Source organism: Paremcibacter congregatus (genome assembly GCF_006385135.1).
In the GTDB taxonomy this organism is placed as follows: domain Bacteria; phylum Pseudomonadota; class Alphaproteobacteria; order Sphingomonadales; family Emcibacteraceae; genus Paremcibacter; species Paremcibacter congregatus.
In genome coordinates, this window is sequence record NZ_CP041025.1 from 4017699 (window position 1) to 4039083 (window position 21385).

The 21385-nt window shown below is 53.6% G+C and carries 21 protein-coding genes and 1 pseudogene; 11 read left to right on the forward strand and 11 right to left on the reverse strand.

Annotated elements, in window-relative coordinates:
- The first annotated feature begins 63 nt into the window (after positions 1 to 63).
- Both FIV45_RS17565 and FIV45_RS17570 read left to right on the forward strand, forming a co-directional pair.
- Positions 64 to 282: a hypothetical protein gene (locus FIV45_RS17565; RefSeq protein WP_099473100.1), complete on the forward strand. Its 219-nt coding sequence runs from the start codon at positions 64 to 66 to the stop codon at positions 280 to 282.
- A 186-nt stretch (positions 283 to 468) separates the two neighbouring features.
- Positions 469 to 690 (forward strand): annotated as a pseudogene (locus FIV45_RS17570) (transposase); the annotation flags it as partial.
- 57 nt (positions 691 to 747) lie between these two features.
- Here the strand turns inward: FIV45_RS17570 and FIV45_RS17575 are convergent.
- The 4 genes from FIV45_RS17575 to FIV45_RS17590 all read right to left on the reverse strand — a co-directional run bounded on the left by FIV45_RS17575 (position 748) and on the right by FIV45_RS17590 (position 6100).
- Positions 748 to 1401, reverse strand: a complete 654-nt coding sequence (locus FIV45_RS17575; protein WP_099473102.1) for a hypothetical protein — start codon at positions 1399 to 1401, stop codon at positions 748 to 750.
- A gap of 114 nt (positions 1402 to 1515) precedes the next feature.
- On the reverse strand, positions 1516 to 2304 hold the full coding sequence (locus FIV45_RS17580; RefSeq protein ID WP_099473104.1) for a DUF7683 domain-containing protein: 789 nt from the start codon (positions 2302 to 2304) through the stop codon (positions 1516 to 1518).
- A 97-nt stretch (positions 2305 to 2401) separates the two neighbouring features.
- Positions 2402 to 3376 carry a hypothetical protein gene (locus FIV45_RS17585; RefSeq protein ID WP_139932360.1) on the reverse strand — a complete coding sequence of 325 codons (975 nt, stop codon included), beginning with the start codon at positions 3374 to 3376 and terminating at the stop codon, positions 2402 to 2404.
- A 255-nt stretch (positions 3377 to 3631) separates the two neighbouring features.
- Positions 3632 to 6100 (reverse strand): AAA family ATPase, encoded by a 2469-nt coding sequence (locus FIV45_RS17590; protein ID WP_099470700.1) that lies wholly within the window; start codon positions 6098 to 6100, stop codon positions 3632 to 3634.
- Positions 6101 to 6396: 296 nt separating this feature from the next.
- On the opposite strand from FIV45_RS17590, the gene traD reads away from it, so the two are divergent.
- From traD to FIV45_RS17620, 6 genes are all read left to right on the forward strand, one after another.
- Entirely contained in the window at positions 6397 to 6843 is a 447-nt protein-coding gene (gene traD, locus FIV45_RS17595) for a conjugal transfer protein TraD (protein WP_099470699.1), read from the forward strand.
- A complete protein-coding gene (locus tag FIV45_RS17600; protein WP_099470698.1) occupies positions 6836 to 8755 on the forward strand; it encodes a type IV secretory system conjugative DNA transfer family protein in 1920 nt (639 codons plus the stop codon). The genes traD and FIV45_RS17600 overlap by 8 nt, the downstream gene beginning before the upstream one ends.
- A 310-nt stretch (positions 8756 to 9065) precedes the next feature.
- Positions 9066 to 9686, forward strand: a complete 621-nt coding sequence (locus tag FIV45_RS17605; RefSeq protein WP_099470697.1) for a hypothetical protein — start codon at positions 9066 to 9068, stop codon at positions 9684 to 9686.
- A gap of 249 nt (positions 9687 to 9935) precedes the next feature.
- On the forward strand, positions 9936 to 10259 hold the full coding sequence (locus FIV45_RS17610; RefSeq protein ID WP_099470696.1) for a hypothetical protein: 324 nt from the start codon (positions 9936 to 9938) through the stop codon (positions 10257 to 10259).
- A gap of 68 nt (positions 10260 to 10327) precedes the next feature.
- Positions 10328 to 11422 (forward strand): RHS repeat-associated core domain-containing protein, encoded by a 1095-nt coding sequence (locus FIV45_RS17615; protein ID WP_204602302.1) that lies wholly within the window; start codon positions 10328 to 10330, stop codon positions 11420 to 11422.
- A gap of 31 nt (positions 11423 to 11453) precedes the next feature.
- Positions 11454 to 12005, forward strand: coding sequence for a hypothetical protein (locus FIV45_RS17620; protein WP_099474333.1), 552 nt, complete (start codon positions 11454 to 11456; stop codon positions 12003 to 12005).
- Here FIV45_RS17620 and FIV45_RS18530 read toward each other — a convergent pair.
- Positions 11992 to 12147, reverse strand: coding sequence for a hypothetical protein (locus FIV45_RS18530; protein WP_165777062.1), 156 nt, complete (start codon positions 12145 to 12147; stop codon positions 11992 to 11994). The two genes, FIV45_RS17620 and FIV45_RS18530, sit on opposite strands and share 14 nt — an antisense overlap.
- A gap of 182 nt (positions 12148 to 12329) precedes the next feature.
- On the opposite strand from FIV45_RS18530, the gene FIV45_RS17625 reads away from it, so the two are divergent.
- From FIV45_RS17625 to FIV45_RS17635, 3 genes are all read left to right on the forward strand, one after another.
- The gene (locus tag FIV45_RS17625; RefSeq protein WP_139932361.1) at positions 12330 to 12653 is read left to right on the forward strand and encodes a hypothetical protein; all 324 of its coding nucleotides are present in this window, start codon (positions 12330 to 12332) and stop codon (positions 12651 to 12653) included.
- 98 nt (positions 12654 to 12751) lie between these two features.
- Positions 12752 to 13843, forward strand: coding sequence for an RHS repeat-associated core domain-containing protein (locus tag FIV45_RS17630; protein ID WP_139932362.1), 1092 nt, complete (start codon positions 12752 to 12754; stop codon positions 13841 to 13843).
- Between the two features lie 79 nt (positions 13844 to 13922).
- Positions 13923 to 14402 carry a hypothetical protein gene (locus FIV45_RS17635; protein ID WP_133118599.1) on the forward strand — a complete coding sequence of 160 codons (480 nt, stop codon included), beginning with the start codon at positions 13923 to 13925 and terminating at the stop codon, positions 14400 to 14402.
- A 19-nt stretch (positions 14403 to 14421) separates the two neighbouring features.
- Here the strand turns inward: FIV45_RS17635 and FIV45_RS18535 are convergent, their stop codons facing one another.
- From FIV45_RS18535 to FIV45_RS17660, 6 genes are all read right to left on the reverse strand, one after another.
- Complete coding sequence (locus tag FIV45_RS18535; RefSeq protein ID WP_165777070.1) at positions 14422 to 14592, reverse strand: hypothetical protein; 171 nt, start codon at positions 14590 to 14592, stop codon at positions 14422 to 14424.
- Positions 14593 to 14600: 8 nt separating this feature from the next.
- Positions 14601 to 17834, reverse strand: a complete 3234-nt coding sequence (locus FIV45_RS17640; RefSeq protein WP_099474517.1) for an error-prone DNA polymerase — start codon at positions 17832 to 17834, stop codon at positions 14601 to 14603.
- Positions 17835 to 17850: 16 nt separating this feature from the next.
- Positions 17851 to 19443: a DNA polymerase Y family protein gene (locus tag FIV45_RS17645; protein ID WP_133118600.1), complete on the reverse strand. Its 1593-nt coding sequence runs from the start codon at positions 19441 to 19443 to the stop codon at positions 17851 to 17853.
- Positions 19349 to 20143 (reverse strand): ImuA family protein, encoded by a 795-nt coding sequence (locus tag FIV45_RS17650; protein ID WP_099474520.1) that lies wholly within the window; start codon positions 20141 to 20143, stop codon positions 19349 to 19351. The genes FIV45_RS17645 and FIV45_RS17650 overlap by 95 nt, the downstream gene beginning before the upstream one ends.
- 240 nt (positions 20144 to 20383) lie before the next feature.
- Positions 20384 to 20686: a hypothetical protein gene (locus FIV45_RS17655; protein WP_099474522.1), complete on the reverse strand. Its 303-nt coding sequence runs from the start codon at positions 20684 to 20686 to the stop codon at positions 20384 to 20386.
- Positions 20687 to 20688: 2 nt separating this feature from the next.
- Complete coding sequence (locus tag FIV45_RS17660; protein WP_099474524.1) at positions 20689 to 21192, reverse strand: antirestriction protein ArdA; 504 nt, start codon at positions 21190 to 21192, stop codon at positions 20689 to 20691.
- Positions 21193 to 21385: the final 193 nt, after the last annotated feature.

Sequence of the window (21385 nt, forward strand, 5' to 3'; positions counted from 1 at the left end):
AATTTTCTAGCGAAACATCCCTACGTTTCCTGACGGGAACTTTAAAGAAAGAAAGGATCAGGAATGGCTAAAGATAGATTTAAGTTGAAGCTTAAATGCCCCAGTTGTGGTTTGGCGGGCATGGCAGATGCCGAAGAAGAAGAAGGTTGGGCGTATCTAAAAGGCAAAACAGCCAGAAGAATAACCCATAAACCTGACGGATTCAAAGATGTGGAAGACAACAAAAAGCCAGGTGGGATAGATATCGTGTGTACCCAATGTGGAGAATCGGCGCTCTCTTGAACAGTTCAAAAAAGTAGAAAATGCAAGCCTATCCTATTCATTTGGAATTATGGTGACAGTTTACTTTTTAATGGCCCGATCCATTTTTCTACCTCGTTTTGCAGAATGACAACAGGGGCAAGTCTAGCCATTGGCCAAATTCTACCAATAATGTGATAAAAGCAAACTGTCACCGTAATTCCAAAAAATAGTTATATCGCCACTTTGGTTGAACGCCAGTCTCGTTATGTGATGCTGGTCAAAGTAAAGGATCGTAAAACAGAAACCGTGGTCACCGCTCTGATCACACATGCGAGGAAGTTACCAGATGAGTTGTATAAATCACTGACGTGGGACCGGGGTAAAGAACTTTCGGATCATCAGATCTTTACTTTAAAGACCAAGGTCGATGTTTATTTTTTTACCCCAGCGGAAAGATTTAACGCATGTGTTGCAGCGATCAATTGAGATCACCGTCGCAAACAGTCATTCACGATTATCGCTTCTAAAGTCATACTCCTGAAACTGCTCACGTGCTTTTAGCACACCATTTTGTTTTAACAGGAAGAGCTCATCAATATAGTTTCCATATACAGCTAGTGCCTTATTGCCTTTAATTTTATAGTACGGTTTAGGGTACCACCTCTCAACCTGTGCTTCACCCATATCAGATATGTCGATTTCGACAGGCGCAGAAAAATCGATTACCTTTGGTTTGATATTTGTGTTCTTATTAAATGAGTGAGCGTATGCGGAGACATCATATGGTCCCGCCCATTTGCCGGTACTAGTTTTATACAGTGGTGAAAACATATATTTAGAATGGTAATATTTTCCTTCATGGAGAACCACATAAAGCAAGACATATTTATATTTTGAAAAAGCCGGTATTCCATAATGATCAAAAACTGTAAATTCAATCTCCGTGCCGCTGTATGATCCCTTGTAGGGTTTTATGATTTTATATTTTGCCGAGAATTGTTCATCGAAGGAAAGTGCTCCTTCTGGAGACGCATCACGACTTAAATGGATTTTCTCGCCAACAAAAACAAAAAATTGACTGTTCTCTGTTTCAGAAATCGAATAATCGGTAAAAAATAAACAGCCGAAAAATGTAATTGCTATTGTAAGTTGATGCATTAAATTTCCCCTCCATTTTTTCATTATTATATTTCTCAATGACAGCTCTGGGCCGCATTCTGTCGTTCAATATAGAGATATCAATTGGTTATAGCAACTTCCGGCCAAAAGCAGTTAATCTTCCCAGCCGTCTGTATGTAGCCAATACCGGAACTTATCAAAATCAAAAGCGTGACTTACAAATGGCTTCAGTCCTTCAGCGTGATCGGACTTTATCTCCCATACCCCCAAAAACGGATGCTCTTTAGAATACCCCCAGAGATCTCTAAGGCTGTGCAATTCTTTGACATTAATCTCAATTCGGAAGCTATCATCATATAGGTTAGTTTCCTTGCTTGAACGATCAATAAATAGTTCTAATTCATTCATTTTTTGAGGCGTGTATGGGCTATCCCATTCCAGCACATATAACCCATCTTCCTCGATTTTTTCAATTAGAGAATTATTCGAAACATGAGCACCTATATACATATAAAAATCCCAGCCAATATGAATGAAGAATTTCCCCTGAAACTCTAGTTTGGCCTCACCCAAATTGCGGAAGATCATTTTAAGTACCGTTGGTATTTCATCCCTGCAAATGATTGCGTCTTCCCTAAAGTCGATAGATGAAAAAGACAGTTCGTGGAAGTGTTTATTTTTCTTACGTAATATCTCCATTTGATAATCATGAAGATGTGCATTTGTGAGCCGAAGATATGGTAAGTCCGCGTAGTCGAACAAGGCGAGTGCTGCCTTTATATACCGATCCTCAACCCTAAAATAATCTCTAAGTTGAACTTTCTTTCCATTAATGTGACGACCAACATCGCAACTTTCGGTCCATTGATCACAGTCGTCAGGATAGGTTCCATTTTTGTCGCGTTTTGATTTGTCGTATTTGGTGATGCAATACTGCTGCATTGTGTGCTCTAATCAATAAAATTCATGATGACGATATTCCTAAACATTCTATTTTCTTATCTTTTTCAGTGACCGCTTTGGGTCGAAAACAGATTCCTCACCCCAGCCCCTCAATCTTCTTCTGACACAATTTATCGGCCATTTTGAGCAGCCTTTTTTGGCAGAGGCTTAAGCGTTTGATCTCCGCTTCGCTCATTTTATATTGCCGGAACCGGTGGGTGCCGCCGTGGGCTTGGCGCAGGCGGTCGAACTCGGCCTCATAACTCTCCGCCCCATGGAACCAGGGCTGGCGCAGATCGGGGATCAGCGCCTCGGCGCGCGCGCGCAGGAAAGCGATGTCCGTTTCGGGGTAGCTGTGGCCGTGGAGGGTTGTGAGGAGCATATGATAGGCCGCTTCGATGCTGTTGCGGAGCTGCGCGCCGGCGCGGCGGCAATTCTCCTGACGAAAGAACTGGCGCTGCTTTGCCATGAAGGCCGCGATCTCCACCTGAAACTGATCCTGCTGGCGTTGGGCGCGGGCGGCGGGGGTTGTGTCCTCCGGCGCCGGATCAGAGGCCCAGATGTTGCTGCCGTCCTCATAGAGCAGCCGGCCCCGGGACAGGACATGATGGTAAAAGGGCGACTTGTGACGGACCGCGCCATTCACCCCGCGGGCGTGATCGACCCGCAGATAGACCGGGACCGCCAGAGCGTCGAGCTGTTGCCGCACCGCCGCCCAAACTTTCGGGCGGGTCATTTTCTTCTGATTGACCTCGACAAAAATCTGCTGACCGGGGAAGATTTGGGTGTCGTCAAAGCTGTAAATCCTTAAGATCTTGCCGGGATTATTTTTGTTCAGGTTTGCCGGGTCTTTGCGGGGCTTGAGGGTTTGGCCAGCGCGGAGTTTCTTCACCGGCGGCTTGAAGCTGTCGCCTGTGGCGTGCATCGGGGGCGCGCGGCGGGGGATGGGTTTACTAGTCTCGTCAAAGCCCGCCCGAATGATCGCCAGGGCGCGGGTAAGGTCAGGGTCCAGATTGTCGGACCGGATGCCGGCTTTGATGAATGCTCTCGGATGGATCGTCATTTCCCCCATGCTATCTACTCCCCGTTATTATCTGCTTCCTGTTATTGTGCCTCCTGGGCATTTTGCGATCAGCATATGATACATGCACGTCATAGTACACAATAATCGGTCGTCAATATAACCGCGTGCGCCGGAAGCGCGCCAATCTTCCTCAGCAAGGGGCCAGTCCTGACGGGAATGCTGGACGTAGAGGATTTCGATGAGATCCACCACCCGGTAGGAGACGATAGAGGGGGACTGGCCTAACGGTAAGGTCTGCAACACTCACCGCAGCAGCATTTTCCCGGCGCGGGTGAGATAGCGCTGTGCTGTGGAGAGATCCCGCAAGGACCGCCGCGCCAGAGAGACATGCTTGCGCACGTCATGATGACTGCCCCGCGCCCTCGACAGCGCCTGCGCCTCGGGGTGCCGGGTAATCTCCCCCGCCGCGATATCCGCCTGCAAATGCGCCAGGGCCGCCCGGCAGGGATCCAGGCGACGATAGCCGCGCAGGTCGGCGACGGTCTCGTCGAAGGTATCATTGAGCCCGGTGGCGCTCATTTCAAACGCTTTGCCCGGGCTGTTGTGATCGGCAAGCGTCAGGGCAAGACTGGTGAGCTTGTGATCTTCACGGCTCAGGCTTTTGATCAGTCTTTCAGGATCCCCATAATCTCCGGCAACAAACATATGCACCGCCTGTCGGTGGCGCGACAGGGCCACATAGGCGTTGGTGCGGCCCCAATGTTTGGTGTGATAGATATAAGCCTGATCGACCGTCCGGCCCTGGCCCTTATAGATGGTGCCCGCATAGCCATGGCGGAAGTCGCGGAAGCGCCCGGCGTCCAACATCTGGGTCTGGCCCTCCAGATCGAGGGTCAAGCGCTGTCCTTCGATCCGGGTGATGCGTGCTGCCTGGCCATTGATCAGGCCGGCCTGTTTATCGGTGCCGGTCATAACAATCCGGTCGCCGGCGGCAAAGTCAAACCGGCCGTGTTTGGTGACAAAACTATGGTTCTTATCCCCCACCAATCCCCGTTTCTGCAGATGCGCCCGCATGGCCATATTAAAGTCACTGACGTCCTTGTTGCGGTAGGCAAAGACAAAGCGGCTGGCCTCAGGATCACGGTCAAAGTCACTCTGCCATTTGTCAATCAGGGCGGCCTTCGCGGTCTCGTCTCCGGCGCTGCGGATAATGAACCCCCGATCATCATAGGCCTTGAGAGCGGCCGCCACATCGCCCCTCGACAGGGCTTCCGTCGCGTCCCGGCTCCAGCTCTCTGTCTGGCGGCGCACCTGGCTGATTTCCACGGCGTTGGCGACAACCGCGATATCGCGGAACAGGCCGCCGCGCTCAATGGCGGACAATTGCCCATCATCACCCACCAGAATAACCCCCGCCCGATGACGGTAGGCCACATCAAGCAGGCCTTTGAGGGTGCCGCTGTCGAGCATCGCCGCCTCATCCACCACCAGCCGGGTCCCCTCCTGCAAAGTGAGCCGGCCAAGCTTCTCCCGGAACAGGAAGGCATGCACCGTTGATGAGTGGTCAAAGCCCTCCTTGCGGAGAGCCGAGGCCACCATATTGGTCGGCCCGAGCCCGATGACGTCATGATGGCTTTCGATCAAACCTTGTCGCAACACCTTCAGGCAATAGCTTTTGCCGGTGCCGGCCCGGCCGCGAATGACCGTCAGGCGCGATCCCGTCAGCCCCGCCTGCAAGGCCGCCGTCTGCTCACCGCTCAAGCCAGAATTATCCGCAAGCATTTCCGCCCGGGCTTTCGGGATCATCGGATCCTGTTCCGCCAGCAGCGCGCGCGACAGCGTCAGAGCTTCGGTCTCCTCCGCCCACACCGCGACCGTGGTAAAGCGATCAGCGATCTCGCCATTCCGGTCCATGGTATAGAGCGTCTGATCACAGCGGATCACTGCCTCGAATATCCGGGTCGCCGTCGCCTCGTCAAAATCATATTGGTCGATATAACGGTTTAGATCCCGCACCGAGAAAGACGACCGCTGGCGGGTGAGATGATTTAACACCCGCTCCGGCTCCGCCATCAGATCCCGGGCGAGCTTGCCCCGCTCTTCATTGCGCTTCAGGGCCAGGACATCGCCCGCGCTGCGCAGGCGCTCCGGACCGATATGCTCCCCGGGCAGAAGACTGATTTCATCGACGCGGACATCCAGATGATGTCTGACAAAATAGTCATTCTGAAAGTCGCGCCAGACCTCGCCCCAGCGCTCACCGTCCATCATCGTGCCCTTGGCAAACTGGCCATTGAGATCCCGGGCTTTCGCCCCCATGCCCGCTGGTCCGACCCGGCGGGTGGTGAGCAAGACATGGGCGTGGTAATTCTCCGCCCCCTGATGCGGGTGATGGATATCGAGTTGGGCCGCGAGCCCGTGATCGACAAAATTCTCCTGCACGAAGGCCCGCGCCATCTCCAGCCGGTGCCCAGCAGTGATCTCAGGATTGCTCGGTAACGCGAGGAGTAGTTCCTTGGCCTCCTGAGAATTGATCCGCTTCTCCGCCGCCTGGGCCTCATTCCACAGCACCCGAAAGTCGGCCATCTCCGCCGGCGCGCCCTCCGGCAACAGCACGGCGTGATGTTCTGATCCGTCCCGGTTGGCAAAATAAAACCGTTCGCCGGTGAGCTCTGACTGACCCTGAGAGCGGGCGTTATAGGCGGCGCTGCGCACCACATTGGCGCCGGTGGAGCGGGAGAGGATTCTCATGCGGGCAAATTGAATGGCCATGAGAAAAGCTTAAACACAACCATTAATTGAGTCAAGCAACAAACGGAGTTTGTATATTGCGTATGAAGTCTTTTTCCTGCGGAGGCCCAATCCCCCCTCGCTTTGCTCGGGGGGACCAGCCTTAAACGCCGTGCGGCGCTTAAAGGTGAGGGACGACAGAAAAACCCTTTCTGAGGAATCATCTGCTTCAACAAACTACATCCTATACTTGCAATTAGCTCTGTTTCTATTTACCATCACAGTGACCCCGGCGTTCAGGGGCGGTATCACCATCACCAATCATGTAGATCACAAAAATGGACGCAGTTCAGAAACGGGAAAGACATCAGCAAAGCAGGCTCGCCAAAGAACGCAGCCTCAAGGCATCGGCCCGCAAAAAGGAGAACGCCCGCAAGTTTCAGCTCGGGGGCATGGTCGTCAAGGTCGGCCTACACCGTCTGAGTGACGACCAGATCCTCGGCGCCCTGCTCGACCAGAAGCGCCGCCTCGAGGTTGAGGAGGACGAGATCCTGGTCATGTGGGAAGAGCTCTGTCAGTCGACCCTCCTTGCGCCCGAGCGGATTCCGGTCACCATAAAATTTTCTGACAAGCCGCCTGAGGAAATCACCAAAACCATCAAGGCCCACGGCCTGCGCTGGAACCGCATCACCAAGCAATGGGAGGGGATGATCCTCGATGATCTGTTGCTGGAATTAAGCACGCTGGTCGGCGCTGACAATCTGACGGTTGTCTCCCATGATTGAGCGCCTGCGCCATCATCCCTGGGTCAAATACTGGCCCCTGATTTTGGCGCCCCTGTCCCTGCTGCTCGGTGAATGGATTTACCTGACCTTTCTTCATGCCCATCTTGCCCACAGCCTCGGCCAGACCCTATGGTTCACGGCTCATTATTCCGCCCCCTGCCTGCTCGCCCTCCTCATGGAGATCTATCACCGGCGCTTTGGCTTTATCCCCCATAAAACCCGGCAACTGCTCTGGGGAATTGCCCTCGTCGTGATTCTTATCCCCGCCTATGATCACCTGCGTCAGATCGGCGCCTTCGACGGTCACAAAGGTGGATTGATTGACGTCCCCGCCCTCGCCCGCTTCAATCGGGTGCTGCTTGCCCAGATCCTCCTCACCGCCCTCGTCTCAGGCCTGTTTCTTTTTCTGTTGGCCCTGCCGGTGCCGGACTCCCGCAAGGCTAAAAGAAGCCGCTACGGCGAGCTTGGTGACGCCCGATTCATGAACCTGCGCGAAGCCCGCCAGCAGTTCAGCGAAGGCGGCATTTGTCTCGGCGAAGCCTACCGACCGGACCAGGACAAAGACCTGCAGAATATCAAGTTCGATCCGGCGCAAAAACACACCTGGGGTCAGGGCGGACGGAAACCCCTGTTGCGTTCCGCCGCCCGCGACGCCTCCGGCCACGGGCTGGTCTTCGTCGGCTCCGGCGGCTTCAAGACCACGGGCTTCGCGGTGCCGACCGCCCTCGAGTGGGACGGCCCGCTGATCTGTTTCGATCCCTCCCTGGAGATCGGGCCTCTGGTGCATGCCGCGCGTAAACGCAAAGGCTACCGGGTGATCTCCCTCAATCCCAAATATGCCGCCACCAATAATTTCAACGCGCTCGAATGGATCTTAAACTCCCCCGACGATATGGAGGAGAATGTCGGCGTCATCTCCAGCTGGATCATCGGGCCCACCGCCCATCTTGGCGGCACCGGCAAGTATTTTGCGGAGTCCGCCGACAATCTCATTCGGGCGATATTGGCCGACCTGCTGTTTGACGACAATGTCCCGCCGGAGGATAAAACCCTGGCCGAGCTCAGGCGGTCCATCGCCCAGAGCAGCGAGGACCTGCGCCGGTTCCTGGAGACCATCGCCCTCTCCTCGGACAGTCCCCTGGCCCGCTCCATGGCGTCCACCCTCTATGACCTGGCCCCCGATCAGTTCTCCGGCATCGTCGGTCAGGCCCAGACCGCAACCGCCTTTCTTGATATCGCCAAGTTCGGCGCGCTGGTCTCCGGCACCAGCTTCTCCCTGGACGAGCTGGTCAAGGGCGAGACCGATATCTTTATCAATGTGCCCCTGGAAAGCCTGCTCGCCACCCCCGCCATTGGCAAGATCATCATGGCCGCCTTCCTCAACGGCATCATGAAAGCCGATGGTCGCTATTCAAAGCGGGTGATGGTGCTGGTCGATGAAGCCTTTCAGCTCGGCAAGGGCTTCCAGCCGTTGCTCAAGGCCCGCGACGTGGGCCGCAAATACGGCATCTCCCTCGCCCTGCTCTATCAGTCCGTCGGCCAGTTGGTCGACAATTACGGCGAAGAGGGGCGGCAGGCCTTCTTTGAGAGCGCCGCTTACCGGATCTATAGCGCCGTCCAGGATCACAAGACCGCCCAAAGCCTGTCCGACGAATGCGGCAATTACACCGGCTATGTCAGGAACGCCGCTTCCTCAAGCCGGAACGGTCTTTTTGGCCTGCTCGGGCCGGAGAACCATTCCGTCAGCCGCTCCATCACCAAGGTCCCCCTGATCACCGCCGATGAGATCCTCCAGATGCGCCGCGACGAGGCCCTGATCTTCTCGGTCGGCAATCGCCCCTTAAGATGCTCCCGCCCGATCTACTTCAGGCGACGCGATATGGTACAGCGGACGGGGAAGCGGCGGTTTTAGTAAACAGGGACTGCTAAAATTAACTTCAAAACAGTACATTAACTACTAATTGAAAGTAACAACAACTATATGTCAAAACCCGCTTAGAGGTTCGAATTATTGATTTAGTACTCCAAAATCATAAGGGTCTAATCATGGGGGTAGAAGTAAAGGCAAATGGTGCAGTATTGACGCCCCTACAAGCGCTGAAAGATACAATATTGTTTACGGAGGGGGGCTATGTTGTTAGTCATAGGCAAAACAATTTCAATTACGGAGATTCGATACAAATATATACTGCAATATGGAATGTGATTATTAGGTAGTCCAAATGAACAAAAGAAAGATGCTATACCAAATATTGATGGATAAAGGCTGGCGGCAATCATCTCGAAGGGAGAATATATTTCTGCTTCCAGAAACAGGGCCTGAAATCTGTGAATACTACTGGGCTGATATTCAAGGCCGTGGAGGACCGCAAGGCAGTTATTTCTCTATCGCAGGCGCAATAGGAATATGTATAAACCCCTTTGAGAAGTCTTGGCTTAAAATGCTAGAAATATACCCCGATCAAAGCGACGTTTGTTCATATGGCTCCTTTTCGCGTCAACTGGCAAATTATAGAGAGTGTAGTGTCGGCTTCTTTGAAAGCCTAGAGGATTCAAGTGTAAATGAGCATTTTGAAAGGATTGTAAAGAGACTAAATGCTTTTCCCAAAACGTTAAATGAGCTTACCCAACAAATCATGACCTCGAAGATCGTTGATGAAGATATTTGGGTATATATGGGACGTTATGGATGGCTTAAATATCATGGGTTACTCTATTGGTTGTGGCGGCAAGATTATCTTTCTGAAATTAATCCATACACTCATTACGACCGACTTACTGACAATCAAAAAATTATTCTTCAAGTCTATGTAAATAACGTTTTGGAAATCCCCCAGCCATGACTTAAACGGTAACCTGACGGCCTTTGGCGGCGACAGCTTTACCTTTGATGCGGAAAATTCGGGACACTACTCCGCTAATCCAGAATACTGGATGAATGATAGAGATAAAGTAGTTCCGGGAGGAGTCGAAGGGGGAATTCCCACGATAGTATTGCAGAATCAAGACCTCTATTTATTGCCACCTGCTACCGTTCTATTTGATGTACCATAGCATAATGATAAGCGAATAAAACGATTTGGATAATTGATATGGTTTTAAAAAAAACTAATCAGATAAAGACACTGGCAAGATTCAATTTTTACGATACGACTAGCGAAAACTTCCTCAAAAACCCGCTGTCAGGGAAATGGTTTTCGTCTCTTGTTTACTTGGGCCAAGTAAAAGATGGCAAATGTTTTGACTGTATAATTGAACCTGTCGGTACTGAATTGATTAAACCAGGCGATACCGTGGAATGTAGGACAATTATGGCAGGGGTTAAGTTAAAAAATGAAGATGTATGGCCTGGCCAAAAATTATTTCTATTTTTTGGACCGGTCGTAGCAGAAGGGGAAGTGACAGAAGTTTTCTAAACGGTAGGTTCAACTCCTGAAAAAATAAGAATGTTTCAACGTAAGGTATAGTATAAATAACTTATGGAGTGAGGTTACTTAGTAATGTAACGGAACAAATGGCAGTCCTCAGCAGCCGCCGCATCGAATTCCTCTATGACGGCGCCGATATGGTCGGGGAATATAACAGCAGTGGCGCCCTCGCCCGCCGCTATGTGCATGGCCCCGGCCTGGATGCACCGCTGGTCTGGTATGAAGGCAGTGGCACCAGCAGTCGGCGCTGGCTGCATGCGGATGCGCGCGGCTCCATTGTCGCCGTGACGGGCACCAATGGTGCGGCGTTGGAGACGGTGCAATATGATCCTTATGGCGTACCATCGAGCTATGGCGGTAGTCGCTTTCTCTATACGGGGCAGATGTCCCTACCGGAAGCGGAGCTCTATCATTATAAGGCGCGCACCTATGCGCCAAGCCTTGGTCGCTTCCTCCAGGCGGACCCCATTGGCTATGCAGGTGGTATGAATCTCTATGCCTATGTCGGTGGAGAATATTTTAATTATTCCAGTGGCTTGGCAGGAGTTGCCGCAGAACGAAGTGCAATTTCCCATAGCGGCGGCGGTGGCGGTGGTACAATAATCACCCAGACCAAGGCGACAGACCAGAATATCTGCTCGAAAGGTTCGTACTGCTGGACGGATATGTATAATTTTTATGCCTATACGCCGGGAAAATTATCAGGATATTGGCATTCGGGCAGGGGAGGAAATATAGTAATCGACTCCACTCAGCAAGCTTGGGCGCATTATAACAACGGTAACGGAGAAACTGCTACATTAGGACCAAATACTCGAAATGCAATTAGGAATAGTTCGGATCAGCTTGAAAGGTTAGAACGGATCACTAGCGGGCAAACTCCGAGTCTTACCGGAAACTATGGTATAGACATCACGAGCGTGCACTTTTATGTAGGTAAAACAAATATTTATTATAAAACCACTTGCGGTACCAATATGTGTTCTACGACATTTACAAATCAATATGATGGCTTCTGGGACCCACTCAGTTTGCAAGTCGTAGATTGGGGAGAGGACGGGCTAGGGCCAAATTTAGAATTATCTGGCGGACATCCTTTCGCGTTCGAAGCATGGTCGTGGACTGTTTATCATCCCAATCCGTATCGTTAGCAGAGGAGAGATGTAGGAAAGACGAAGTAATATGAGAAAAATATTGATTTTGGTATCAGCTGTTTTGATATTAGGTTTGTTTCTTGTCGAGCGAGAAGCCGGTAAGTGTGGTTTCGGTTATCTCAATAGGTTGCCATATGGTATCAAGGGTGCAAATATTAATGGGCTGAAGTTTGAGGATTCAACAGGTTGGGGCATTATAACTGGCGGTGCAAAGTTACGCACTAAACAAGACGATGAAATTATTATACGTCAAATCCAGAAGATTTCTTACAATAATGATGTAATGTATATCCAATTTGACACGATGCTAGGAAATAAACATCCATATCAGGCTTTGGCAAGGGATACATATTATGTTGAAATTCGTAATAATACGCAATCAGGTAATCTACTTAATGTTTTTTCTGAAAAGGAGTTTCAGGAAGCATTTAAAAAGTTTTCTCTACCTTGGATAGACGCCAGTGGCTTGTCATGTAGTTTTTCAAATCTAGGAATTTTGAGAACATTGGCTTTGTTTTTGCTAACCGTTCTAATTATTTCCGTTGGCGTGTTGAGTAAAAAACTTTCTACGAAGTTATAGAAAATTCAATGCGAATTCCATATGTTGTAGTCTCAATCAGCTGAGTGCGATTGATGCTGGCGCCACCAGCCATCATGCGAACGGTAACCTGACGGCCTTTGGCGGCGACAGCTTTACCTTTGATGCGGAAAATTCGGGACACTACCCCGCTATTCCAGAATACTGGATGAATGATAGATATAAAGTAGTTACGGGAGGAGTCGAAGGGGGAATTCCCACGATAGTATTGCAGAATCAAGATCTCTTTCTATTGCCCCCGGCTACCGTTCTATTTGATGTACCATAGCATAATGATAAGCGAATAAAACAATTTAGATAATTGATATGGGATTAAAAAAAACTAATCAGATAAAGATACTGGCAAGATTCAATTTTTACGATACGACTAGCGAAAACTTCCTCAAAAACCCGCTGTCAGGGAAATGGTTTTCGTCTCTTGTTTACTTGGGCCAAGTAAAAGATAGCAAATGTTTTGACTGTATAATTGAACCTGTCGGGACTGAATTGATTAAACCAGGCGATACCGTGGAATGTAGGACAATTATGGCAGGGGTTACGTTAAAAAATGAAGATGTCTGGCCTGGCCAAAAATTATTTCTATTTTTTGGCCAGGTCGTGGCAGAAGGGGAAGTGACAGAAGTTTTCTAAACGGTAGGTTCAACTCCTGAAAAAATAAGAATGTTTCAACGTAAGGTATAGTATAAATAACTTATGGAGTGAGGTTACTTAGTTATGTAACGGAACAAATGGCAGTCCTCAGCAGCCGCCGCATCGATTTCCTCTATGACGGCGCCGATATGGTTGGGGAATATAACAGCAGTGGCGCCCTCGCCCGCCGCTATGTGCATGGCCCCGGCCTGGATGCACCGCTGGTCTGGTATGAAGGCAGTGGCACCAGCAGTCGGCGCTGGCTGCATGCGGATGCGCGCGGCTCCATTATCGCCGTGACGGGCACCAATGGTGCGGCGTTGGAGCCGGTACAATATGACCCTTACGGCGTACCATCAAGCTATGGCGGCAGTCGCTTTCTCTATACGGGGCAGATGTCCCTACCGGAAGCGGAGCTCTATCATTACAAGGCCCGCACCTATGCGCCAAACCTCGGCCGCTTCCTGCAAGCTGATCCCATCGGTTACGCTGCCGGCATGAACCTCTATGCTTACGTGGGCGGTGATCCGATAAATGCCACGGATTCAAGCGAGTTGATTAAAGATTCAGTCTGCACCACAAGAACGGGGTTAAGAATCCGTCACTGTGTAACAGTTGAAACAGGATCAGAGAATAAACTAACTTACCGGGAAACGATTTTTGTAGAGAGTAATTTTTCCAATTTTATATGGAATAATGATAACTTGGACATATCTGAAAATGGCACCAAAGTTCCAGGCAGTCCAGATAAGAAAGAGATCGAACTGGTTTCTCAATTTGTTGGTACAATTTTTCCGGGCGTTTGGAGTGATACTTCCATTCAAGATGCGACAAACGGCCAGCAAAAACTTGACCAATCTACTGCAGGGAAACTAGATCGGAGCTGGGTGCGTGATCGGGATCCTCAAACGGGCTATACTATGCGACTAAATATGAATTTTATGAAGGGGATCATGAGAAATAACGCCAGTGCATTGGCGCGTACAATGATACATGAAATTTTACACAGAGATGATTTAAGAGGTCTAATCTTTGGGCATAATGACAGACATAGGAGTCTGGATGCTGAAGCCATTCAAATGTTGAACACGCACGGCTTGGCGGGTGGTGGCTGTCCCTCTATTCCTGGCCGTTGGACGGGAGACTATTTCTTTTTTGAGATTGGACCAAGTTATCCGGGATGCGATTAAAATGGAGACTAATATGTTGATAAACTTAAAACGCATGATCATCTGTGCTGTGGTTCTCATGATATGTCAGGGGTGTGACATGTCTGAGCAAAATAACCAAATTAGATTTTGCGAAATAGGCGTGAGCTCTAAAGACGGTGAACCATTAATTTTTGATCTTGAAAAACAGATGACAATAACGTCAGATACGACTTCTGAGTTCGGGGTAATAGAATCAGAAGATTATATTGGCCTTGTCTCGCCTGATGCCCTTATGGTGCCCAGCGAGAAACATTTAAAAGCGGGAAAATCAATGGATTGGGAAGTGGAAGGCTTTTCATTTTCGGCCAGACCCGCCAGTACCATGGACAATAGCTGGTACATTGTGAATGCCTCACCAAATAGTGCAAAAACGGCCAACTTCTTTCATTCGACAATGCTTTACTCATTAGAAAATGGTGTAATCGCTTTTCGTATTTATAAGGATTACAACGGGGAGGAACTTTCCCAAGAAGCCTACTCATGTGGCGACAAAAAGTTCTTCTTGACAGAGTTAATAGCAAGAGACGTTATCCAGTAGCCGCACTAGCATTAGTGAGTCAGTCTATAGCTGGACCGGCAGCGCGGAAACCAAGAACTTCACCTATAACGGCCTTAATCAGCTGAAAACCATTGATACCGGCGCCACCAGCCATGATGCGAACGGTAACCTGACAGCCGTTGGCGGCGACATATCTATCTTCTGTGCGGAAAGCCACTGTTCTGGTCAAAATACCCCTCAACAAAAATTCCGACCTTTGGGCAGGGCGCTATCGGGCGGGGCTTGGGGGGGTGTGGAATCCTCATCGGCCCCGTAAGTCTTTTCATAGAGCGCCGCATCCAAGCTTACCAGCTTGTCGACTACGATATGGGTCACGGACTGTTCGCGCTCGAGCTTGCCGAGCACCCCGATCAACCGCGAAGTCAGCAACAACTTCCTGTATTTCTCAAACACCATCGGCCAGACAATGGCGTTGGCGATGCCTGTTTCATCCTCCAGCGTCAGGAACACCACCCCACTGGCGGTGCCGGGCCGCTGGCGCACCAGAACCAGACCGGCGATCTTGACCTTGCGACCCGCCTTGACCTGCGGCAAATCCCCGTGGGGGACAAAGCCGTTGCGCTTCAATCTCTGACGCAGGAACGCCACGGGATGGGCCTTCAGGGACAGCTTCAGGGTGGCGTAATCCTCCATCACGCTTTCGCCGAGACGCAGGCGCGGCAGGGCCACTTCCGCCTCCCGTTGCAACTCTGTTCTGTCACCATCGCCCTCCACTGCAGCAAAGAGGGGCAAACTGTCCGCCGCCCCCGCCTGCGCGACAACCGACGTCTCCAGCCCCTGGATCAGCCACAGGGCCTGTCGCCGTCCAAGCCCCAGGGACGAAAAGCCATCGGCATGGGCCAGCAGCTCCAGTTTGCCGACGGACAGGCCGCTGCGGAAATAACAATCGCGGACACTGTCATAGCCGCCCTGACGCGCGGCCACCAGATGCGCCATATCGCGGCGCTTCAATCCCTTCACCTGACGGAAGCCCAGCCGAAGGGCATAGGCCCCGCCGCCCGTCCCGGTCAGGCTTTGGCGGTTGCTGGTCTGCACCAGATGATGATCCCAATCGCTGTGATTAATGTCCGGCGGCAGCACGGTCCCGCCGTGATCGCGGAAATCGCGCACCAGAGACGAAGAACTGTAAAACCCCATGGGCAGACTGTTGAGCAAGGCGCAGGTGAAGGCGTCGGGATAATGACATTTCAGCCAGCTGGAGACATAGGCCAGCAGGGCAAAGCTGGTGGCGTGGCTTTCAGGAAAGCCATAATCGCTGAAGCCTTCGATCTGCTTGAAGCAGCGTTCGGCGAAATCCTGCTTGTAGTCTTTCGCCAGCATGCCCGTGATGAATTTTTCTTTGAAATTGCCGATGGTGCCGGTGCGTTTAAACGTCGCCATGGCGCGGCGCAACCGGTCCGCCTCCCCCGGGGTGAAGCCCGCCGCCGTGATGGCGATATTCATCGCCTGCTCCTGAAACAACGGCACCCCTAAGGTCTTGCCCAGAATATCTTCCAGCTCCTGCGAGGGGAAGGTCACCTCTTCCAGCCCCTGACGCCGCCTGAGATAAGGATGGACCATATCCCCCTGAATTGGCCCCGGGCGCACGATCGCCACCTCGATCACCAGATCATAGAAGGTGCGCGGCCGCAGGCGCGGCAGCATGGTCATCTGGGCCCGGCTTTCGATCTGAAACACCCCCACCGTATCCGCCCGGCAGATCATGTCATAGGTCTCGGTATCCCCCTGAGGAATGGTTGCCAGATCGAGCCGTCTGTCGTAATGCGTCTCCAGCAGATCAAAGGCCTTGCGGATACAGCTCAACATACCGAGCGCCAGGACGTCGATTTTAAGGATCTTCAGCGCCGCCAGATCATCCTTGTCCCATTCGACAAAGGTACGGTCCGCCATGGCCGCATTGGCGATGGGACAGAGTTCCTCCAGCGGCCCCCGGGTGATGACAAAACCGCCCACATGCTGCGACAGATGACGCGGGAAGCCAAGCAGATCGCCGGCGAGGATCAGGCACTGGCGCAGGCGGGGGTCGGTAAAATCGAGACCGGTCTGTTCCATATGTTCCGCATTGGGCACTTTCACCGACCAGTCCCAGCCAATGGTGCCCAGCGCCGCGATGATATCGGCGGACAGACCCATCACCTTGCCCACTTCCCGCACCGCCATCTTGACCCGGTAGCAGATCACCGTCGCCGCGATCCCGGCCCGGTGGCGGCCGTATTTCTGGTAAATATATTGAATCACCTCTTCCCGGCGTTCATGTTCGAAATCCACATCGATGTCCGGCGGCTCATCCCGCTCGGCCGAGATAAAGCGTTCAAACAGCAGATCGAAATAGACCGGGTCGACGGAGGTGATCCCCAGGCAGTAGCAGACCGCCGAGTTGGCCGCCGAGCCCCGCCCCTGACAGAGAATGCCACGACTGCGGGCAAAGCGCACCAGATCATGGACGGTGAGGAAGTAGGGCGCATAGTCCAGCTGTTTGATCAGGGCGATTTCATGATTGAGCAGCGCGCGGATTTTATCACTGACCCCGTCCGGATAGCGCGCCGCCGCCCCCGCCCAGGTCAGGCGCTCCAGCTCCTCTTGCGGGGTGGCGCTCTCTCCCCCCGGCTCATCGGGATATTCATAGGCCAGTTCGTCGAGGGAGAAGGTGCAGAAGGCCGCCACCTCCAGAGTGCGCTTCACCGCCGCCTCATAGCCGCGAAACCGGCGATAGATCTCCGACGGATGCTTGAGATAGCGTTCCGCATTGCCCTCCAACAACAATCCGGCCGCATCGATGGTCACATGATGGCGAATGCAGGTCAGCACATCCTGCAGCGGACGGCGGCGGGGGGTGTGATAATAAACATCATTGGTGGCGATCAGCGGCAGATCATGGCGCAAAGCCAGATCCTGCAACTGGGCCAGCCGCCGGGCGTCATGACCGTGATAGAGCCGCTGCGCCGCCAGATAGGCCCGCCCCCCGGGCAGTCGGGGAAAATTCTCCAGCATCGCGGCGAAGTCCGGCCCCACATCCCGGGGCGGCATCGCAATCAGGACGACCCCGCCCTCCAGCCGGTCCAGATCCGATAACGACAGATGGCAGTCGCCCTTCGCCGCCCGGCGATTGCCCAGGGTCAGCAGTTTGCTCAGGCGACCATACGCGGCCCTATCCTTCGGGAAGGCGAGGATTTCCAGCCCGCCCTCGAGCACCAGCCGGGCGCCGATGATCAGTTGCAGCCCCAGCTCCCGCGCCTTGACATGGGCGCGCACCACCCCGGCCAGGCTGTTGCGGTCGGCAATCGCCAGCGCGTGATAGCCCTGAAGATGGGCCATCTCGACCAGTTCTTCTGGATGGGACGCGCCGCGCAGGAAGCTGAAATTACTGCTCACCGCCAGTTCCGCATAGGGAAAATCATCATTCTTTGTCATCACGCCTCCTTTCTCCTCAGGCAAACAGGCCCTGCAGGTACCAGCGGGGCGTCTCGCCACGTTCATACAGCCCGGCCCGATACAGCCAGTAACGCCGCCCCTGCTCATCCTCAATCCGGAAATAATCCCGGGTCTCGGATGCCGGACGGTTGCCGGACATGTCCCTGCGCCACCATTCCGGCGACAACCGTTCCGGCCCGTCCACGGCGGCGACCTGATGGCGGATGCGCCGCCAGTCAAAGCGCACCGGCGGGCCGTCCGGTACCTCCGCCATCACCGTCACCGGCTCCGGAAAGGGCAGCAGCACTACCGGCCGCCCGAGATAAGCGCCGCCCTGTAAGCTCTTTAGATGGCCGAGCCAGTCAGACCCTGCGTCTGCCCGATGACGGAAAGGCGTCAGGCATTGACTGCGTTCCGGGATATGGCTCGCCCTCGCCGCGAAGGTCCGAACATGCTCCGCCCCCAGCCGGCCGCAGAAACGATCCAGCAGCCGGTCAAAATCCCGCAGGTCGTCCGTGGCGTCCTTCGCGGTCATATCCTTCTGATAGGCGGTGAGAATTTCCGTCTCCGCCGCCTCTAGGCACAGATGATCAAAGCCATAGCCCACATTCATCTCATCCTGCAGCAGATCAAGCTTCTCCGAGAACAGCCGCTGCATATGATCCGCCTCATAACAGGGCGATCCGGTGCCAAGCCGAATTGGATAGAAGACCCCGTCCACCCGATAAAGGCTGAAGGTCAGTGCCCGAGCCCCCTTATGGGCCGCCTGCAGATCCGCCGCCAGACCCTCCGTCAGATGGGACAGAACCATCTTGATCTGGGACAGCAGTAAAATCGGCTCCTGCAGCACCTCCTGCCGGCGATAGTCCGGCGGCGGCGACAGGGGCGACAGGGTTTCCGGCGCTTCGCCCAGCGCCTGCGCAAGCTTGTGCAGCAGTTCCGCCCCATAGCGGGCCCGCAACGGCGCCCGGGGCTTGTCGATCAGAGGACCGATGGTCTTGAAGCCCACCCGGGAGAGCCGCTCCAGAATGGGCGCGCTCAACCGCAAGGCCGCCAGCGGCAGGGGGCGCAAGGCCCGCGCTTCCTCTCCCGGCGATAGAAGCGTGATCTCCCGCCCGCCGAAACGACTTAACGCCCGCGCCGCGCCCAAGGTCGAGGCCAGGGCCAGATGACCGCTGAGCCCCATCCGAGTGAGAAGCTGCTGCATATGGCGCAGCATCTTAGCCTCGCCGCCGAACAGGTGATCGCAGCCGCTGCTCTCCAGCACCAGTCCCTCCGGCAGATCACAAGCGACCCAGGGGCTGTAGCGGGTGAAACTGCGTGTCAGCTTCTCCAGCGCCCGGGCGTCGCCCGCCGGATCAAAGTCCCCAACCCGAAGAGCGCGGCACAGGGCCTGGGCGTCGGTCAACAGTTGATCCTGACGCAGACCCGCCTCGACCGCCGCCCGGTTCAGCGCCCGCAGCCGGATGCCGCCCTGCCCCGGCGCGGTCAGCACATGGGGCGTCTTCGCCCCCTCAGGATCCGGCGGTTCGCCTGACCGGCGCGCGGTCTGGATCGCCAATCGTTCGAGCGGCCAATGGGGCAGCCAGATGGAAACGAAGCGTCTCATGATCCCACCTCACCGGCCAGGCCTGCGGGCGCGACCCTTGCGCCCGGACCAGCGAAAGCCGCCAGCAGGGATCGCCGAGGGGAGGTAAAAAAAAACCGCGCCGGGATTGCCCCGCCTGAGAACTGGGGCGCGCCCCCGGCAAGGCCCCGATCCGCCAGCGGCTGGCGCAGGCCGTGGCCCCCGCCGTTTCTCCGGCGCGCAGCAGAAACAGCGGCTTGCCCTGACGGTGGGCCCGCAGGTTCAGCCGCTTGCTTTCGGTAAAATCATACAGGCTGGTCTCCCCCGCGATACCGATCACCGCCAGCGGGCGGGAACAGGTCAGGGCCTCTTCCAGGGACCAGAAGAAATCCGTCTCGGAGGCGCTTTGCACATGGATCAGCCGCCCCGGATCCAGCCCGAGCGCCATCAATCCCGGCCCGAACGGCAGCAGCCTGTCCGCCGTGCGCCGCTGAAAATCACAGAAGATCACCGGACCGGTCCCCTGTCGCATCAGGCGACCGATCAGAGCCGTGAGGAAACCATAGGCCGCCGCCCGGGCGGTGAAGTCTTCCGGCAGGAATTCGTGAATGGCGTCCAGCCGTAACCCGCCTCCGGCCAGATGCCCGTCGATCTCCGGCACGCCAAACGACAGGCTCAAAGGCCTGTCTTGGGGCGCGATCTCTTGCGCCGAAACGCGGGATACAGATCGGGTGATTTTCATGGTAATACGACTCTAATGTTCACTATTTGTTCTAATTATGAACCTCCTGCCTCCAGAGTCAAGAAGATGCCTACACCTTAAAATAATTTCATCGGCATATCTGGGGCCCGTCAGAGAACACATGCCCGTAAGCATTTTAGATATATCACTCTTTTTCTTTTATGCCATCTTCTGCGAGCGCCGACAAAAAACGCCGGGCGGAAGCGGTAAAAGTATTTCCGCCCGGAGAATAGCTAAAGATCAAAAGAGACTCAGTTGACGTGCCTGATCCAGAATATCTTTCCATTCCTCTGTCAGGGCGGCTGAGGTGAGCCACTTTTCCACGAAATCAACGGCGCTATCATAGTCGTCGAGATAACTGTCCGGCATAAAGACCGAACGGTAGCCGGTTTCCGTGATCGGTAACGCAGCCCTTTCCGGGCTGAGGGTGCGGATTTCTAGGTGAGCCAGGGCCGTTCCTTTGCCCGTCGGGTTATAGTCAGGGTCATACCCTACTTCAATGCGATAGGCATGCCAGATCAGGGTTTCTGTTGTAATAGCCATGATCAGTTCTCCCGCACGATATAGGTTGATCCCATGATGTTCACTTCGGTGATGTCGCCCCCGAGCAGCAGGCTGCGGGCGAAGGCTTCAGTGTCGAAATAGTGCTGGAGGTTTTCCGGCATGTCGTCGAGCAGGCCGCAATCCTCGATATAATCGATGATGAACGCCTCCGCGTCGCCTTCGAAGATCGATACCTCGTCCAGCCAGTCGAGAATATCCGCCATGTCACCTGTCACATATTCTGACAAATAGATCGCCTTGATCAGATCATCTCCGGCGAGCGGTTCGAAGTCAGTGAACCATTGCTCCAGGGTCGCCTGACTGATCTCCAGCGCATTGAAGAGGACTTCATTGTCACCGTCGACCATGTGAAGGCTGAATTCCTCCACCGGATCGCCATGGTCATTGCGGCAGGTGCGGACTTGTGCAAGATAATCGTCGTAATCGGTGAAGGAAAATCCTGGGGCGCTGATGTCGTAAGGGGTGGCGTGATAGTGGTTTCTCATGATGATCTCTCCTGTTTTTTAAGAATACAAGAGAGCTCTCCCTCTGAGGTCAGGGCGGGATGCCACTGTCTTCACGGGATTTTGGCGCGGAAGATCTGTTGCCTCCCGCCCCGCAGAGGGTAAAAGCGGCTTGAATTAAAAACAGGAGGGGGTGAGCCACAACATCCTTGCCCATAGCCTCATGTGAGTTCCC

Bases quoted from the DNA above. Each gene is read 5' to 3' on its own strand.
- FIV45_RS17590 (WP_099470700.1), bottom strand. From the start codon at position 6,100: ATGGCCATTCAATTTGCCCGCATGAGAATCCTCTCCCGCTCCACCGGC.
- FIV45_RS17650 (WP_099474520.1), bottom strand. From the start codon at position 20,143: ATGAAAATCACCCGATCTGTATCCCGCGTTTCGGCGCAAGAGATCGCG.
- FIV45_RS17600 (WP_099470698.1), top strand. From the start codon at position 6,836: ATGATTGAGCGCCTGCGCCATCATCCCTGGGTCAAATACTGGCCCCTG.
- FIV45_RS17635 (WP_133118599.1), top strand. From the start codon at position 13,923: ATGTCTGAGCAAAATAACCAAATTAGATTTTGCGAAATAGGCGTGAGC.
- FIV45_RS17655 (WP_099474522.1), bottom strand. From the start codon at position 20,686: ATGGCTATTACAACAGAAACCCTGATCTGGCATGCCTATCGCATTGAA.
- FIV45_RS17580 (WP_099473104.1), bottom strand. From the start codon at position 2,304: ATGCAGCAGTATTGCATCACCAAATACGACAAATCAAAACGCGACAAA.
- FIV45_RS17585 (WP_139932360.1), bottom strand. From the start codon at position 3,376: ATGGGGGAAATGACGATCCATCCGAGAGCATTCATCAAAGCCGGCATC.
- FIV45_RS17625 (WP_139932361.1), top strand. From the start codon at position 12,330: ATGGGATTAAAAAAAACTAATCAGATAAAGATACTGGCAAGATTCAAT.
- FIV45_RS17630 (WP_139932362.1), top strand. From the start codon at position 12,752: ATGGCAGTCCTCAGCAGCCGCCGCATCGATTTCCTCTATGACGGCGCC.
- FIV45_RS17640 (WP_099474517.1), bottom strand. From the start codon at position 17,834: ATGACAAAGAATGATGATTTTCCCTATGCGGAACTGGCGGTGAGCAGT.
- FIV45_RS17605 (WP_099470697.1), top strand. From the start codon at position 9,066: ATGAACAAAAGAAAGATGCTATACCAAATATTGATGGATAAAGGCTGG.
- traD (WP_099470699.1), top strand. From the start codon at position 6,397: ATGGACGCAGTTCAGAAACGGGAAAGACATCAGCAAAGCAGGCTCGCC.
- FIV45_RS17565 (WP_099473100.1), top strand. From the start codon at position 64: ATGGCTAAAGATAGATTTAAGTTGAAGCTTAAATGCCCCAGTTGTGGT.
- FIV45_RS17645 (WP_133118600.1), bottom strand. From the start codon at position 19,443: ATGAGACGCTTCGTTTCCATCTGGCTGCCCCATTGGCCGCTCGAACGA.
- FIV45_RS17610 (WP_099470696.1), top strand. From the start codon at position 9,936: ATGGTTTTAAAAAAAACTAATCAGATAAAGACACTGGCAAGATTCAAT.
- FIV45_RS17660 (WP_099474524.1), bottom strand. From the start codon at position 21,192: ATGAGAAACCACTATCACGCCACCCCTTACGACATCAGCGCCCCAGGA.
- FIV45_RS17620 (WP_099474333.1), top strand. From the start codon at position 11,454: ATGAGAAAAATATTGATTTTGGTATCAGCTGTTTTGATATTAGGTTTG.
- FIV45_RS17575 (WP_099473102.1), bottom strand. From the start codon at position 1,401: ATGCATCAACTTACAATAGCAATTACATTTTTCGGCTGTTTATTTTTT.